Consider the following 15,280-nt stretch of genomic DNA (forward strand, 5'->3'; position numbering starts at 1 on the left):
CATAAGTTGACGCCACGTCTTGTCGGGGCAGGGGGGAGCCAGCATGATATCAAGGACCGTGATGGGCGCCGGAGTTGGGGTTGCCTTGCTTGCCGCCGTCGCCGGCGCTGCTTTCGCCGACGACACACTCAAACTCACCGAGCTCAGCCCCGACGGCAAGGACGCCTGCTTCGGCCGCGTCTACGACGCCGCGCATCTCAAGTCACATCCACACCAGAAGGTGACGCGCATCTTCTTCTATTACGGCCGCGATCCGGTCAGCCGGCCGAACGAGGAGCCAAGCGCCGGCATCGATTCCTCCTACAATGGCTTCATGGCGACGACGGTACGCGGCGCCGAGGCGCCGGAGTGGCTCGGCGGCTGGTGCAGTCATGAGTCGGAGGACGGCAAGACCGGCCCGATCCGTTGCGGCATGGACTGCGATCGCACCATGGCTTCGCTGAAGGTCGACGACAAAGGCCGGCTGATCGTCTCGGACGTGCAGCCCGATCTCTATCTCGACGCCGGATCGGAAGACGAGCTCGGCAAGGCGGAGTACGAAAGGCAGGCGCTGGGCAAGGACGACAACGGCTTCAGGCTCGACCCGATGCCGGCCACCACCTGCAAGGCGGAGTTCGCGCGCATCGACCCGATCGACCCGGCCCTTGGCTCGCCATTGCGCGAGCGACTGAAGCCGGACCAGGCCTTCTGCTACGGACGCGACTACGACGCCGCGCATCTCGGCGCGCATCCAGATCAGCTGACCCAGTCGATCAGGGTTTTCCGCGGACCGGTCGAGCTGGCGTCTTTCGCCAAGGAGGGCGATCCGGCCAATTGGCCAAGCGGCGCCGATATCGCCGTTTCGGTTACCACGCGGCAGAAATCGGCCAAGGTCACGCAGCTCTACAACTGCCAGGGCGAGGGCGACCAGTGGCGCTGCGCGGCGAGCGCGAAGACGGGTGGTGCCTCCTGCGATATCGCGCAAAAGGAGGTCTTCCTTCGCCGCGGCGCCAACGGCACGATGATGCTGGCCAACCCGAACAGTGGCCTGCCGATCGTCGATCTGTGCTCGAAGGCGGCGGAAGGCGATACCAGCTCCGACGACAAGGTCTACCGGCTGGAGCCGATGCCGCAGGCCGCCTGCGGGCCTTGAAATTTGGTCGGCCATCTTGTCATCTATGGGGAGGGTATATATCTTTGCCATATATCATTCGATGAGCTGAGCGCGATGGAAAAGGCAAAGGTATTCTGGTCAGGCCGCTCGCAGGCGGTTCGCCTGCCAAAGGAATTCCGCTTCGAAACCGATGAGGTTTCGATTCGCCGCCATGGCCAAGGTATCATTCTCGAACCCCTTGCGCAGGACTGGGCTTGGCTCGACAAGGTGATCGGTCCGCTCGACGACGACTTCGCCGAGGCAGCGCTGGAACGTCCGGCTGAGCAGGATCGACCGGCTTTGGACGAGGCCTTCGAGTGATCTATCTGCTTGACACCAATGCCGTCATTGCCGTTATGAAGGGCGATGCGGACCTGCTGGCGCGGCTCACGTCTCACAGCCCGCAGGATTTCGCAATGTCGGCGATTGTAGTGCACGAACTCTACTATGGCGCTCAAAAGAGTCAGCGAAAGACCGACAATCTGTCGCGTATCGAAGCACTCCAGTTCCCGGTTCTCGAATTCGATCGGGAAGATGCAAGGCATGCCGGCGAGATACGGGCAACGCTTGCGACGTCCGGAACCCCGATTGGTCCCTATGATGCGTTGATTGGCGCGCAGGCGCGTGCCCGAAATCTCACGCTGATCACCCGCAATGTACGGGAATTTGAACGGATCAAAGATCTCGCAATCGAGACGTGGTGAATTGCTTCACGCGAAGGGCACGGCGGTCGTGCCCTTGGGCAGTTTCGCCTCGTCGTCGGGCTCGACATGGATGATGACACGGACGGAAGGGATCTCTGCCTGCAGCGCGTCCTCGATGCGGTCGCAAATGACGTGGCTGGCGCCGACCGACATGTCGGCGTCGACGACCAGATGGAACTCGATGAAGGTGGCGCGGCCGGCGATGCGCGTCTTCAGGTCGTGGACCTCGAGCGCGCCCTTGCAATTGGCCGAGATGATGTCGCGGATGCGGATATGTTCCTGCGTGTCGACGGCGCGGTCCATCAGCCCGTTCATCGACGAGCCGATGACGTGCCAGCCCTGCCACAGAATGTTAAGCGCCACGATCACGGCAAGAGCTGGATCGAGAACCTGCCAGCCGGTCAGCACGGCGCCGACCAGGCCGATGAAGACACCGACCGAGGTCGCCACGTCGGTCATGATGTGCCTGCCGTCGGCGACGAGAGCCGGCGATTTTTCACTCCGTCCGGTGCGGATCAGCGTCAAGGCCCAGACGGCGTTGATGACCGTTGCGACGCCGTTGACGGCAAGGCCGGTCCATGGCTGTTCCAGCGGGGCCGGATGCTGCCATGACCACCAGACCTCGTTGAGGATCAGCAAGGCGGCAAGCACGATCAGCACGCCTTCCAGGACGGCCGAGAAATACTCGGCCTTATGGTGGCCGAACGGATGGTCCTGGTCGGCCGGCTTGTAGCTGACCTGGATTGCCCAATAGGCGGCTGCCGAGGCAATGACGTTGACGATCGATTCCAGCGCGTCCGAATAAAGCGCAACCGAGCCGGTGATGTACCAGGCGGCCAGCTTCAGGCCGAGCACGACGAAGGCGACAACGATCGACCAGAAGGCGAGGCTGGCGACCTTCTGCCTGGCGGCGGCCTTGATTTCTGCCGCGGTCATTGGGGAAAAGATCCCAACACTGAGCCCTCGAATTAAGCGGCCTTTTCCTTGGCCTTGCGCGGCAGGTGCGCGACGATGTTCTCGATGATGCGCATGCCGGCATTGTGGCCGAGCGTCATGATCGATTCCGGGTGGAACTGCACAGCGGCGATCGGCTCCTTGCGGTGCTCGAAGGCCATGATGATGCCGTCTTCGGTCTCGGCGGTGACGACAAAACCATCGGGCAGCCGCACCGGATCGGCGAAGATCGAATGGTAGCGGCCGACCGTCACCTCCTTGGGCAAGCCGGAGAAGATGATGCCCGGCTTCGACACGCGGATGCGCGACGGCTTACCATGCATCGGGATGTGCAATTGGCGCAGCTCGCCGCCATAAGCCTCGGCCAGCGCCTGCAGCCCGAGGCAGACGCCGAAGATCGGCAGGTCGCGCGCACGGGCCCGCTTGATGGTAGCGGCGCAGTCGAAGTCCTTCGGTGTGCCGGGGCCGGGCGACAGCACGACCAGGTTTGGCTTCAGCCGGTCGAAGATCTCGTCCGGCACCGGTGTGCGCACCGTCGAGACATTGGCGCCGGTCTGGCGGAAATAGTTGGCGAGCGTATGGACGAAACTGTCCTCGTGATCGACCAGCAGGATGTTGACGCCGTCGCCGACACGCGCGGTGCTGCGTTCGGTGCTGGCGGCATTGCCTAATTTGGCGTCGCGGATGGCGGAGAGCATGGCGGATGCCTTCAATTCGGTTTCGGCTTCTTCTTCCTCGGGGATGCTGTCGAAGAGCAGCGTGGCGCCGGCGCGCACCTCGGCGATACCGTCCTTGATGCGGATGGTGCGAAGTGTCAGGCCGGTGTTCATGTCACCGTTGAAGTTGACCATGCCGATCGCCCCGCCATACCAGGCGCGCGGGCTCTTCTCGTTCTGCTCGATGAAGCGCATGGCCCATAATTTCGGCGCGCCGGTAACGGTGACCGCCCAGGCATGCGACAGAAAGGCGTCGAAAGCGTCCATGCCTTCGCGCAGCCGTCCCTCAATGTGGTCGACGGTGTGGATCAGGCGTGAATACATCTCGATCTGGCGGCGGCCGATGACGCGCACCGAGCCCGGCTCGCAGACCCTCGACTTGTCGTTGCGGTCGACGTCCGAACACATGGTGAGTTCGGATTCGTCCTTCTTCGAATTGAGCAGCTTCAGGATCTGCTCGCTGTCGGAGATGGCATCGTCGCCGCGCTTGATGGTACCGGAGATCGGGCAGGTCTCGACGCGGCGGCCGTTGACGCGCACGAACATTTCCGGCGAGGCGCCGATCAGATATTCGCCCTCGCCGAGATTGATGAAGAAGGAATAGGGCGAAGGGTTGATGCTCTTCAGCTTGCGGGAAATCTCGGAGGGCTGGGTTTCGCAGCGTTCGTAGAACATCTGCCCCGGCACCACTTCGAACAAGTCGCCGCGCTCAAAGCTCTTCATCGCCTTGCGCACCAGCTTGGCATATTCGCCGGGCTCGTGGTCGCCGCGCGGCGGGATGCGGTCGGCGGTCATGAACGGCTCGACGATTTCGTCGCGCGGCAGGCCTTCGGTCGAGAAGCCATCGCCGGAATAGTCGTAGCGGTCGGTCCAGGCCTTGGTCGAATAATGGTCGACGACGAGGATCTCGTCGGGCAGGAACAGCACGAGATCGCGCTGGCTTGGCTTGCGCTCGAGCTTGTAGTCGACCGGATCGAACTGGAAGGCGAGGTCGTAGCCGAAGGCGCCATAGAGGCCGAGATTGGCGTCTTCCTCGGTCTTGAACAAAGCGGTGATGGCGCGCAGCACGGTGAAGACGGAGGGAACGCGGCTGCGTTCCTCTTCGGTGAAGACACGGCCGGGCTTGGCGACCTCGAGGCGGATGAGTTTGTTGGACGTCTCGGCGATCGTGACATCGTCAAGGCCGGAAAGCACCGTGCCGATCACCGGCAAAAGCACCTCGCCGCGGCGGTTCAGCGCCTCGATGCGCATGGCGCGGCCGCGTGCCGAGATCACTACGGGCGGATCGATGATGGCGGTGTCCCAGCGCGTATAGCGGCCGGGATATTCGTAATTCGAGGAAAACACGGCGCCGCGGCGCGAATTCAGGCCATCGACATAGCCGTCGATCGCCCCTTCATATGGCCGGTCATGGCGCTGGCGGGTAATCGCCACGCCACCCGCGGTGACGAAGCGCTCGGCGCCATTCTCCAGAATTTTCGTCGTCATTGCCGTCTCCATCAGCGTCTTTGGGGCAACGGACCCGGGAATGGCTTGAAAAAACAAATGGCCGCCCGGACATTCCGCTGCGGCCACCCTCTATTGTCACGCGAACGCGTTCGAACAGGCCGCTGTCAGCGAGCCCACCACCAAATGGTCTTGATCGAACGCATATTCATGGCGATTCCCATAGCGGCGATTGGGCGGCCGCGCAACTGGATTCAATGAAGGCCCTCAGTCCTCCAGCGTCCCCGACCTTGCATCGGCGCTCTTCCTGTCGCCGACCAGCTTCAAGAGGTCTTCGCCGGCGCGGATGATGCGGCGGGAACGCCGTGTCAGGATGAGGCCCGCCTGCGGCGCCAACACGTCCGTGCGGCCGTCGGGCTCACCCGGCGCGTGGACGATGGTGGCAAGGCGCGCACCCTTGGCTACCCGGTCGCCCGGCTTCACGTCGTAGAGGATCGCGCCCGAGCGGGGCGCCGGCATCATCTCGATGTTTTCGATCGGCGCGACGAGCCCTACGAAGCTGCCAGGCGCGGGCAGCGCCTGATCCCGGATGATGCCGCGCGCCACCAGCAGCTGGTAGAGCCCTTCGGCGTCGGCGCAGGCGAGGGCGCCGTCGACATCGAGTATGCCGCGATATTCGACCGTGGTGGCGACGCGCCGGTCCAGGCGCGCGACGTCGGCTTGGACGTTCTGATACGGCATGATCGAGGCGCCTTCGAAGGTGCCGTCGGGGTCTTCATCCCACAGCATCACCGCATCGACGCCCATGGCCGCCGCACAATCCGCCATGACCGGCCACAGGCTGGTGTGGACGTAGAGATAGGCGAGGCCTTCATCGTCGCAATGCAGGTCGAGCACGATGTCGTGGCCGATGGAGAGCTGCAGCAACCGGACCTTAAGCCGCTGATCGGCCGTGCCAAGCGTGGTGTCCGGCAACAGCATCATGTCCGGCGCGGCCAGCAGCGGAAAGCCGCGGTTGAAGTTGGTGCGCGTGCCCAAGTGAAAACGGCCCTGGTGCTCGCCGAAATGATACTGGGCGCGGCCGATGGGATTGGCTTGGGGCACGACGGTGATATTGCCTCTGATGCGGCCTTCCGCTTCGGCTTTTCCGAGCATCGGCATCAGCGCGTCGATGGCGACGACACCCGGCAGTTCGCCGGCATGCAGAGCCGCCTGCAGATAGGCTGAGGGTGCTGCCTTGTCCGTTCCGGTGAAGCGGAAGACGGGGAATTCGTAGGAAACGCCTTCGCTGTCGCCGGCGATGCGTTCGATGGATTTCTGCATAGGATGCCTCCGGGAGAAGAGGCGGAACACATGCCCTTTTGCCGATGGGCTGTCGATTGGTCCAGCCGGCGCCGCTATGGGCGCACGATTCTCCCCGGCCGTCACACCAGCGGCTTGAGTTCCTGGGCGATGGTCGGCAGAAGCTCAGAGACGTTCGGGTGGATGTGCACGGCGCGCGCCAGCGTGCTGACCGGCGCCTTGGCATACATCAGGTCGAGCACGCAGTGCACCGCTTCATCGCCGCCCGGGCCGAGCACCGAACAGCCGAGGATCTCCTTGGTGTCGGCATCGACCAGGATCTTCATGAAACCTTGCGTCTCACCTTTTTCGACGGCACGGCTGACACGCGTCATTGGCCGCTGGCCGACCAGGGCGCGGCGACCGGATTTCCTAACCGCGGCTTCGGTCATGCCGCAGCGGCCGAGCGGTGGGTCGATATAGAGCGCGTAGGCCTCGATGCGGTCGCTGACCTTGCGCGGATCGTTGTCAAGCAGGTTGGCGGCGACGATCTCGTAGTCGTTGTACGAGGTGTGGGTGAAGGCGCCCTTGCCGTTGCAGTCGCCCATCGCCCAGATGCCGGGCACGCTGGTGCGCAGCTGGTCGTCGACGACGATGAAGCCGCGTTTGTCGACCTCAACGCCGGCTTTGTCGAGGCCGAGATCGTCGGTGTTTGGCGTGCGGCCCAGCGCCAGCAGCACATGCGAGCCGACCGCAGCCGCCTTGCCTGGCGAGAAGGTCACGGCGATTTCGTTGCCTCGCCTGGCGAAGCGGATGTCGTCGGCGCCGAGGTGGACGGCAATGGCCTCGTTTTCGAGGATCGACAAAATGGCGTCCGAGACATCCTCGTCCTCGCGGCCGATCAGACGCGGGCTCTTTTCGATGACCGTGACTTCGGAACCGAAGCGACGGAACATCTGCGCGAATTCGAGCGAGACATAGCTGCCGCCGACAACGACGAGATGGCGCGGCAGCACGTCGAGATCCATCATCGACGAGTTGGTGAGGTAGGATACGTCGTTGACGCCGGGCAGGTCCGGCACCGAGGCGCGGCCACCGGTGTTGAGGAATATCCTTTCGGCGCTCAGCAGATCGTCGCCGACGCGCACCGTATTGGCGGTCACGAAGCGCGCATGGCCGCGATAGAGCGTGCATTTGTCCATGCCGGCAATCCAGTCTTCGAGATTGCCGCGTGCGTCGTTGGAGACCTTGTCCTTGCGCGCCTTGATCGCCTTGTAGTTGACGCCGACGGGACCGGAGAGCGTCACCCCGTAGTCCGCGGCGGAGCGGGCGAGATGCGCGGCATAGGCGCTTGCCACCATCGTTTTGGTCGGCGTGCAGCCGGTGTTGACGCAAGTGCCGCCGACCAGCTTTCGCTCGATCAGCGCCACGCTCATGCCGGCCGCATTCAGCCGGCCGGCGAGCGGTGGGCCGGCCTGCCCGGCACCGATGATGATGGCGTCGAATGTCTTTGCCGTCATGCCACCGCCGCCACGATCAGAAGCCCGCCGACGATCGCCACCGCGTCCTCGATGAAGGCGGCGGGCGGGTCCTTGCCGAAGACGGTGGCCAAGCGTTTACGCGCCTCGGCGCCGCCCAGCGTGCCGATCACCGCGCCGACGGCGCCGGCGATCAGGCCGCCGATAGTGGCGCCGCCGGTCGCTCCGATCACCGCGCCGGTGAAAGCGCCCAGGACGATGCGCGTCCCGAATTGCTGCGGCACCTTGCGGCTCGGCGCCGATGGCAGCTGGTCAGTGACCAGTTCGGCGATGGCCAGGATGGTGAAGATGCCGACGGCGATCCAGTGGCCCATGAAGCTCGCCCAGGTGCCGGCGACCGGCAACCAGCCAAGCCAGGCGCCCCAGGCGACCGCGGCGGGCGCAGTCATGGCGCGAAGCCCGGCAACTATGCCAATCAGGAGTGCAAGAGTATACAGCATGATTGATCCCCTCGATGGCCGGCCTGGGACAGGTCCGAGAGGGCAGGCTACCATAGGTCCGATATTTGACCAGAGGTGGTGTCGCCGCCGGCGCTTCCGTATTTTCACCATTTGTGCTTTGGCAAAGATTGAGACTGGAGTTGCGGCCATGACGGGGAGCGAACGCACGAAAATGGCGGCGGGCGAGTGGTATTGCTGCCTCGATCCGGAACTGGAGGCGCTGCGCATCACGGCGCGCGACGCGGTGTTCGAGCACTACAGCCTGCCGCCCCGGCAGCGTGGCGATATCGGGCCTGGATTGCGGGCGCTGCTCGGCGCTGCGGGCGAGGGCGCCCGGATCGAAGCGCCGTTCCACTGTGCCTATGGCTTCAACATCTTCCTCGGCGACCGCGTTTTTCTCAATGCCGGCTGCACCATTCTCGATACGGCGCCAGTGCGCATCGGCAAGGGAACGCTGCTCGGCCCCAATGTGCAGATCTATTGCGCCGAGCACCACAAGGAGGCTGCCGGGCGACGGGCAGGGCTGGAGATCGCCAGGCCGGTCGAGATCGGCGACAGTGCCTGGATCGGCGGCGGTGCCGTCATCCTCGGCGGGGTCAGGATCGGCGATGGCGCCATCGTCGGCGCCGGTGCTGTGGTGACGCGCGACGTCGCGGCGAACACCACGGTGGTTGGCAATCCGGCACGGATAATCAGGAACAGCTGAGCACCGTGCTTCTGTCCCGGTCATGTCCTCGTTCTGATGGACATGGGCGGCTGTGTCACTTGGCCGGAGGTGGATGCAACCGTGTGTCGAGCGCAAACGCCTCCTGGGTCTTCATGGCGTATGCCCCTCTGGCGAGGCTCGCGTCGAAGATCAGGTTCCAGCTATGCTGCGATACGGCGCTCGGAATCACAACGAACCGGTGCCGTTGCAGAAGATCGTCGCCAAACGCCTGTTGTCCGGAGCTCGGAATGCCCGGGCGCAACCAGTTGGGGTTGGGCACGGCGGCGGGGTCGACGATATGCACATCCGCGACATCGCTGACGATTGCTGCCGTCATGACATGTGCAATCGTGTCGAGCGCCCTGAAGCCCTTATGGACCGCAACTTCGAGGATCGCAGTCGACGGATCGATTGAGCAGTAGACGGCGCGCACGCCCTTGCTGTTCCAGCGTCCGCCCACCCTGTATGCGCCCTCGCCACTATCCCATGTAGGCGCAAACGCGGCTTGATCGAGGCGCCATCCGATGAGGTCGGAGCCACCAAGCGCCGCCGGCAGCGGCGTCATGCATAAACGCCATATTCAAGCCGTTCCAGATAGTCTTCTACAAGCTCGATTCCCGCCGGCGTCGCCAGAAGGTCGATTGGACGACGCTGGTCGAGCCCAATCGCCGGGCGCTCCAGCCATTGCTCTGCCTCCGCCTGCGAACCGAACACGTCGGTAGCTTTCGACAGGATCTCCGCGAACTTCCAGGTTCGTCCGCTCTGGTCCTGACTGAGAGGCTTGGAAGGAGCATCCTTGCGGCGCTGGTAGGTGCGCAGGCTCATGCCGACGGCCTTCTCCAGCGAATCGGTCTTCTGGATGAAGACGAGTTGCCCGATAAGATGGTCCAGCGCTGAAGCCGGCAGGCCGTGCAGAAGCAGCTCGTGGGCATCCAAAGCGCTGCTGAGGCGCCTTGCCAGAATGCGGCTGCCGCCTAGCAATCTCGCCACCTTCTGCAGTTCATTGTTTTTTGCTGCTGGCGCAGCCTTTTCCAATGCTATCGCCACGGCAGGCCTCTTCGCGTCATCTGTCGCTTTAATATATGACAGATGACGCAGAGCCTTTCAAGGACGACAGGATCGAGAGCAGGCAATCGCTTCGAGAAAAAAGATAGCCTATAATTCAGGCCAGATGCCAGTTCGACGTCGGCGCCGCCCCTCATCTGCCTGCCGGCATCTTCTCCCCGTATAGTGACGGGGAGAAGGGGCTGGCCGCAACCTCCGCACCCTTTCTCTAACGCTGGTGATTGGCGAAATCCTTTGCGATTTCTCCCCGTCACTATACGGGGAGAAATGCCCGGCAGGGCAATGAGGGCAGCGCAAACCCGAAGCGATTGCCCTGGAATCGAGCGCGAGCCGAATTTCACCTCGGCATGTGCGCCACGCGCTCCTCCTGAGCACTCTTCGAGAATTCGCGCCGGTACTGCGCCGGCGAGGTCCTGAGCCGCGCCGCGAAATGCTGGCGCAGTGAGGTAGCGCTGCCGAAGCCAGCCTCGAAGGCAACCGTGTCCATTGATTTTTCCGTTGCTTCCAGCAGCCGCTGCGCCAGCTGGACGCGCTGGTCGGTCAGCCAGTCACCGAAACTGGTGCCGATCGTTTTCTGGAAACGGCGCGTGAACGTCCGGCGGGTGAGGCCGGCGTGACCGGCAACGCTGTCCAGACTGTGCGGTTCACCCAACGTTTTGCGCACCGTTTCGAGAGCCTGGGTAAAGCGGTCCGCATTGCCGGTCCTGGCGATGGGACGTTCGATGAATTGAGCCTGCCCGCCCTGCCTGTGCGGAGAAAGCACGATCTGCCTGGCGAGGCGAAGTGCCGCCTCCGCGCCGTAACGAGCCCGTACGACGTGCAAGCAGCAGTCGAGCCCAGCGGCGACGCCGGCGGATGTCACGACATCGCCATTGTCGATGTAGAGCACTTCCGGTTCGACGAGGATGTCGGGATAGAGTTCCTGCAGCTGATCCGCGTAGGCCCAGTGCGTCGCCGCTCGCCGCCCCGAAAGCAGTCCGGTCGCCGCGACAGCGAACGTTCCCAGGCACAGTCCGACGATCAGCGCGCCGCGCCGATGCGCGCCAAGCAACGCATCGATCAATGCCGCTGGAGGCGCGCTCCCGAGATCCTTCCAGCTTGGCACGATGACGATGTCGGCGTCATCGAGCGCGGAAAGCCCGTGCGGGACGCTGATGGTCAGCCCGGCATCGGTGCGGATCGGCCCGTCCTCAATCGCGCAGACCCGGAAGTCGAAGCGCGGCAGGCCGAGCGTCGTGCGATCCGCGCCGAACACGAGACACGGCACGGAGAGATGAAACGGGCTGATGCCATCGAAGGCGATGGCGGCAACGGCAGGATCGGTCATGGCAGCACCAACAGGAGTAACAGCTAATTGTCCCAATTCTTTCGAATAATGTCAATCGGGACACTTTTTGCCATCCGGTGCCGAGCCTATCGTCCACCCATCAATGTCCAACGGGAAAGGAAAACCCATGTCGCAACCAGCCAAAGGCAAAGCTCCACGCCGCGCCCTCATCGTTATCGACGTTCAGAACGACTATGATGGCGGCAACCTCGCCATCCAGCATCCGCCCTTCGGCGACAGCGTCGTCAATGTAGCGCGAGCGATGGACGCGGCCACCGAGGCAGGCGTCAAGGTGGTGGTCATCAAACAGTTGGCGCCGGAAACCTCACCGGTCTTCGCCAAGGGCAGCCATGGCGCCGAGTTGCACCCGGAAATCGCCAGGCGAAACCGCGACCACTACATCGAAAAGAACTTGCCCAGCGCCTTCACCGGCACAGACCTCGAGGAGTGGCTGCGCGCCAACTCTATCGATACGATCACGGTCATTGGCTACATGACGCATAATTGCGATCTGTCGACGGTCATCCACGCCGTGCATATGGGCTTTGAGGTGGAGTTCCTGTCGGACGCAACGGGGTCATTGCCGTACGCCAACAGCGCCGGTTACGCTTCGGGGGAGGAAATCCATCGCGTGGTGACGATCGTCCTGCAGTCGCGCTTCGCGGCCGTTCTCAAAACCGCCGAGTGGATCGATTGCCTGAAGACCGGCGTTGTGCCCCAGCACGACACACCCTATGCCTCCAACCAGCGCGCGCTGGCGCGAAGCGCGGCTTAGGAGACTATTGCGAACAGGCAGAAGGGCGCCGCAGCGTTGCGGCGCCCTTTGCCGTTCAAGCTTTGATTATCCCTAGAACAGGCCTTCGATCTGGCCCATTTCGTTCAGGAAAATCTTTTCCGAGGATGGCGCTTTGGGCAGGCCGGGCATGGTCATCACCTCGCCGCAGATGATGACGACGAAGCCGGCGCCGGCAGACAGCCTGACCTCGCGCACCGGCACGGTGTGGCCGGTCGGCGCGCCGCGCAGATTCGGATCGGTGGAGAAGGAATATTGCGTCTTGGCCATGCAGACCGGCAAATGACCGTAGCCGGCGTGCTCCCAGGCGTGGAGTTGGTCGCGCACCGATTTGTCGGCGATCGCTTCGGAACCGCGATAGATGCGCTGGACGATGGTGTTGATCTTCTCGAACAGCGGCATGGCGTCGGGATAGAGCGGGGCGAATTGCGACGCGCCGGATTCGGCCAACGCCACGACTCTTTTGGCCAGTTCCTCGATGCCGGCCGATCCCTGAGCCCAGTGCTTGCACAGGATCGCCTCTTCGCCCATCGAGGCGACGTAGTCCTTCATCGCCTGGATCTCGGCCTCGGTGTCGGAGTAGAAATGGTTGATAGCGACCACGGCCGGCACACCGAACTGGCGGATGTTCTCGATGTGGCGGCCGAGATTCGCACATCCCTTTTTCACCGCCTCGACGTTCTCCTTGCCGAGGTCCTCCTTCTTGACGCCGCCATTCATCTTCATGGCGCGAACCGTGGCGACGATGACTGCCGCTGCCGGCCTAAGGCCGGCCTTGCGGCATTTGATGTCGAAGAACTTTTCGGCACCGAGATCGGCGCCGAAACCGGCTTCGGTGACGACGTAATCGGCAAGCTTCAGCGCTGTCGTGGTGGCAACGACGGAGTTGCAGCCATGCGCGATGTTGGCGAAGGGGCCGCCATGGACGAAAGCCGGATTGTTCTCCAGTGTCTGCACGAGATTGGGCTGCATGGCATCCTTCAAGAGTACGGCCATTGCGCCGTCGGCCTTGAGGTCGCGGGCATAGACGGCCGACTTGTCGCGGCGATAGGCGACGATGATGTCGCCGAGGCGCTTTTCCAGGTCCTTCAGGTCGGTCGACAGGCACAGAATGGCCATGACTTCCGAGGCGACTGTGATGTCGAAACCGGCCTCGCGTGGGAAACCGTTGGCGACGCCTCCGAGCGAACAGATGATCTCGCGCAGCGACCGGTCGTTCATGTCCATGACACGGCGCCAGACGACACGGCGGGTGTCGATGCCGAGCTCGTTGCCCCAATAGATGTGGTTGTCGATCAGCGCCGACAGCAAGTTATGGGCGGTGGTGATGGCATGGAAATCGCCGGTGAAGTGGAGGTTCATGTCCTCCATCGGCACGACCTGCGCGTAGCCGCCGCCAGCGGCACCGCCCTTGACGCCGAAATTCGGTCCGAGCGAAGCCTCGCGGATGCAGACGATGGCCTTCTTGCCGATGCGGTTGAGGCCGTCGCCCAAGCCCACCGTCGTCGTCGTCTTGCCTTCGCCGGCCGGTGTCGGGTTGATGGCGGTAACGAGGATCAGCTTGCCGTCCTTGTTGCCCTTCACCGACTTGATGAACTCGGCCGAGATCTTCGCCTTGTCGTGGCCGTAGGGCAAAAGATGTTCGCTCGGAATGCCGATCTTCTGGCCGATCTCCTGGATCTGCTTCTTCCTGGCGCCGCGCGCGATCTCGATGTCGGACTTCACTTCGGCCATGGACGGCTTCCCTCTGAATTGGACGGATTTGACTAGTATGGTCGCAAGAACAGCCCGGCATTGCAGGCGCAGGCATGTTCTACCTCTGTCGCTGCCGCGGCGTCAACTTTCATGCAACTATGTTTCCTGCGAAGAAAATATCTCTGCGCCCGGCTGCGCTGCTACAGGTTCTTTTTGCGCCGGTTGCAGCGCCGTATAGAAGCCAGAGCAGGCGCGGTTCCGCCGTCTCAAAACAGCCGCCTAATACGCGAAAAGCGACAGAAGCAACGGCGCAAATTCACCAGCGCCGGCTGTGCGGCACGATCCGCTACTGTGTCAGCACGTAGCTGATCTCGACCATGTTCGAGCGCACCCTCAGTATGTAAAAACCCATCGTCGTCAGGTGTGTCGGCAACAGCCAGCCGTCCTCGCGGCCATTGGCGATGATGAAGGGCTGGATGCGCAGCGCCGAGACGAATTGCGCGTCCATCGTATCCCACAGGTTCTGCAGGTGCTTTTCCTTGATGACGTCCTCGAAGTCGGCCTGTGCGCCCTTCATCAGCCCGTAATAGGCATAGAGCTGGCCATAGGCGAACCAGAAGCGGTCGTCGGCGCGAGTGTCGAACCAGCCATTATTGTGGTTTTCGGCACGCTCCTTGAGGATCGCCGAGGTCGAACCGATATCGGACGAAATGCGGTCGATATACTGCTTGAGATTGTCGGCGCGGGCATCGAACGTCGCCTGGCAGGCTGCGAGGCGGGCGTTGAAGGAACGCAGCTTGCGCACCGCGTCGCGATAATAGCTCGGCGTCGGCGTCTTGGGCCCGAACGGGTTCAAGCCGAAATACCAGGTTTCCTCATCGAACTGCAGATTGCCGCGGGCGTCCTGCAGGTCGGCGTCGATCTGCGAGGTGGTGCGGACGCGGCCGAGATTATCGGCAAGCTCGGTCGCCGTGCGCCGCACCGCCTGGTTGATGCCGCGCTGGAACGAAGCCTTGTTGTCCATGAACGGCGTGTGGTCCCAGTCGATGCCGAACAGACCGAGCTTGTAGAGGATCATCGACGACACCCAGGCATTCTGGTTGACGTTGAAGTCGGTCAGGTCGGCAGCAACCTGGGCAATGGCTGAATTTCCGCAGGTCTTGGCCGTGTCGGTGCCGGCGCCGGCGGAAACCTGTTCACCGGCGGAGCTGTTGCGTTTTTCGAACGTGTATTTTGTCGACGTAATTCGGGTCGAAATTGTTCCACCACTGGGTGGCGTAGAAGAAATTGACGTAGAGGCCGATCAGCATGAGGACAGCCAGGCCGAGCACCGCCTTCAGGATCCAGCCGCGTTGCGTGTACCAGCGCCCCGCCCACAGGAACGGCCACAGGATCGCACCGATGAGCAGGCCGATGCCGCGGCCAATCCACTGGAAAATCCGGGTGAAGAAATTCACAATCGGATCAAGCATGGCGATGTCAC

Annotated in this window: 14 protein-coding genes and 1 pseudogene; 5 read left to right on the plus strand and 10 right to left on the minus strand. The window is 63.0% G+C overall.

Annotated features, from left to right (window positions below):
• The first annotated feature begins 43 nt into the window (after nt 1–43).
• The 3 genes from NKJ40_RS15730 to NKJ40_RS15740 all read left to right on the plus strand — a co-directional run bounded on the left by NKJ40_RS15730 (nt 44) and on the right by NKJ40_RS15740 (nt 1,836).
• Nucleotides 44–1,132 (plus strand): hypothetical protein, encoded by a 1,089-nt coding sequence (locus NKJ40_RS15730; RefSeq protein WP_352466789.1) that lies wholly within the window; start codon nt 44–46, stop codon nt 1,130–1,132.
• A gap of 75 nt (nt 1,133–1,207) precedes the next feature.
• Nucleotides 1,208–1,453 (plus strand): antitoxin, encoded by a 246-nt coding sequence (locus NKJ40_RS15735; RefSeq protein ID WP_352466790.1) that lies wholly within the window; start codon nt 1,208–1,210, stop codon nt 1,451–1,453.
• On the plus strand, nt 1,450–1,836 hold the full coding sequence (locus NKJ40_RS15740) for a type II toxin-antitoxin system VapC family toxin (RefSeq protein ID WP_352466791.1): 387 nt from the start codon (nt 1,450–1,452) through the stop codon (nt 1,834–1,836). The genes NKJ40_RS15735 and NKJ40_RS15740 overlap by 4 nt, the downstream gene beginning before the upstream one ends.
• Before the next feature lie 6 nt (nt 1,837–1,842).
• Here NKJ40_RS15740 and NKJ40_RS15745 read toward each other — a convergent pair whose 3' ends face one another.
• The 5 genes from NKJ40_RS15745 to NKJ40_RS15765 form a co-directional block, all read right to left on the minus strand.
• Complete coding sequence (locus tag NKJ40_RS15745) at nt 1,843–2,772, minus strand: cation diffusion facilitator family transporter (RefSeq protein ID WP_352466792.1); 930 nt, start codon at nt 2,770–2,772, stop codon at nt 1,843–1,845.
• A gap of 32 nt (nt 2,773–2,804) precedes the next feature.
• Nucleotides 2,805–4,994: an anthranilate synthase gene (locus NKJ40_RS15750; RefSeq protein WP_352466793.1), complete on the minus strand. Its 2,190-nt coding sequence runs from the start codon at nt 4,992–4,994 to the stop codon at nt 2,805–2,807.
• A gap of 225 nt (nt 4,995–5,219) precedes the next feature.
• On the minus strand, nt 5,220–6,275 hold the full coding sequence (locus NKJ40_RS15755) for a M14 family metallopeptidase (protein ID WP_352466794.1): 1,056 nt from the start codon (nt 6,273–6,275) through the stop codon (nt 5,220–5,222).
• Nucleotides 6,276–6,376: 101 nt separating this feature from the next.
• Nucleotides 6,377–7,753 carry an FAD-containing oxidoreductase gene (locus NKJ40_RS15760; protein WP_352466795.1) on the minus strand — a complete coding sequence of 459 codons (1,377 nt, stop codon included), beginning with the start codon at nt 7,751–7,753 and terminating at the stop codon, nt 6,377–6,379.
• The gene (locus NKJ40_RS15765) at nt 7,750–8,211 is read right to left on the minus strand and encodes a DUF4126 domain-containing protein (protein ID WP_352466796.1); all 462 of its coding nucleotides are present in this window, start codon (nt 8,209–8,211) and stop codon (nt 7,750–7,752) included. The genes NKJ40_RS15760 and NKJ40_RS15765 overlap by 4 nt, the downstream gene beginning before the upstream one ends.
• A gap of 148 nt (nt 8,212–8,359) precedes the next feature.
• On the opposite strand from NKJ40_RS15765, the gene NKJ40_RS15770 reads away from it, so the two are divergent.
• Complete coding sequence (locus NKJ40_RS15770; protein WP_352466797.1) at nt 8,360–8,917, plus strand: sugar O-acetyltransferase; 558 nt, start codon at nt 8,360–8,362, stop codon at nt 8,915–8,917.
• 55 nt (nt 8,918–8,972) lie between these two features.
• Here the strand turns inward: NKJ40_RS15770 and NKJ40_RS15775 are convergent, their stop codons facing one another.
• From NKJ40_RS15775 to NKJ40_RS15785, 3 genes are all read right to left on the minus strand, one after another.
• Nucleotides 8,973–9,482: an RES family NAD+ phosphorylase gene (locus NKJ40_RS15775; RefSeq protein ID WP_352466798.1), complete on the minus strand. Its 510-nt coding sequence runs from the start codon at nt 9,480–9,482 to the stop codon at nt 8,973–8,975.
• Complete coding sequence (gene parS / locus NKJ40_RS15780) at nt 9,479–9,964, minus strand: type II RES/Xre toxin-antitoxin system antitoxin (protein ID WP_352466799.1); 486 nt, start codon at nt 9,962–9,964, stop codon at nt 9,479–9,481. The genes NKJ40_RS15775 and parS overlap by 4 nt, the downstream gene beginning before the upstream one ends.
• Nucleotides 9,965–10,319: 355 nt before the next feature.
• Nucleotides 10,320–11,309, minus strand: a complete 990-nt coding sequence (locus NKJ40_RS15785; protein ID WP_352466800.1) for a helix-turn-helix domain-containing protein — start codon at nt 11,307–11,309, stop codon at nt 10,320–10,322.
• A gap of 127 nt (nt 11,310–11,436) precedes the next feature.
• Here NKJ40_RS15785 and NKJ40_RS15790 point away from each other — a divergent pair, with 127 nt between their 5' ends.
• Nucleotides 11,437–12,084 (plus strand): cysteine hydrolase family protein, encoded by a 648-nt coding sequence (locus tag NKJ40_RS15790; protein ID WP_352466801.1) that lies wholly within the window; start codon nt 11,437–11,439, stop codon nt 12,082–12,084.
• Nucleotides 12,085–12,156: 72 nt separating this feature from the next.
• On the opposite strand, the gene NKJ40_RS15795 is transcribed toward NKJ40_RS15790, so the two are convergent.
• Together NKJ40_RS15795 and NKJ40_RS15800 are read right to left on the minus strand one after the other, a co-directional pair.
• Complete coding sequence (locus tag NKJ40_RS15795) at nt 12,157–13,836, minus strand: formate--tetrahydrofolate ligase (RefSeq protein WP_352466802.1); 1,680 nt, start codon at nt 13,834–13,836, stop codon at nt 12,157–12,159.
• 307 nt (nt 13,837–14,143) lie between these two features.
• Nucleotides 14,144–15,269, minus strand: a pseudogene (locus NKJ40_RS15800) (DUF2333 family protein).
• Between the last annotated feature and the right edge of the window lie 11 nt (nt 15,270–15,280).

The organism is Mesorhizobium sp. M0119, from assembly GCF_040322615.1.
Lineage (GTDB): Bacteria > Pseudomonadota > Alphaproteobacteria > Rhizobiales > Rhizobiaceae > Mesorhizobium.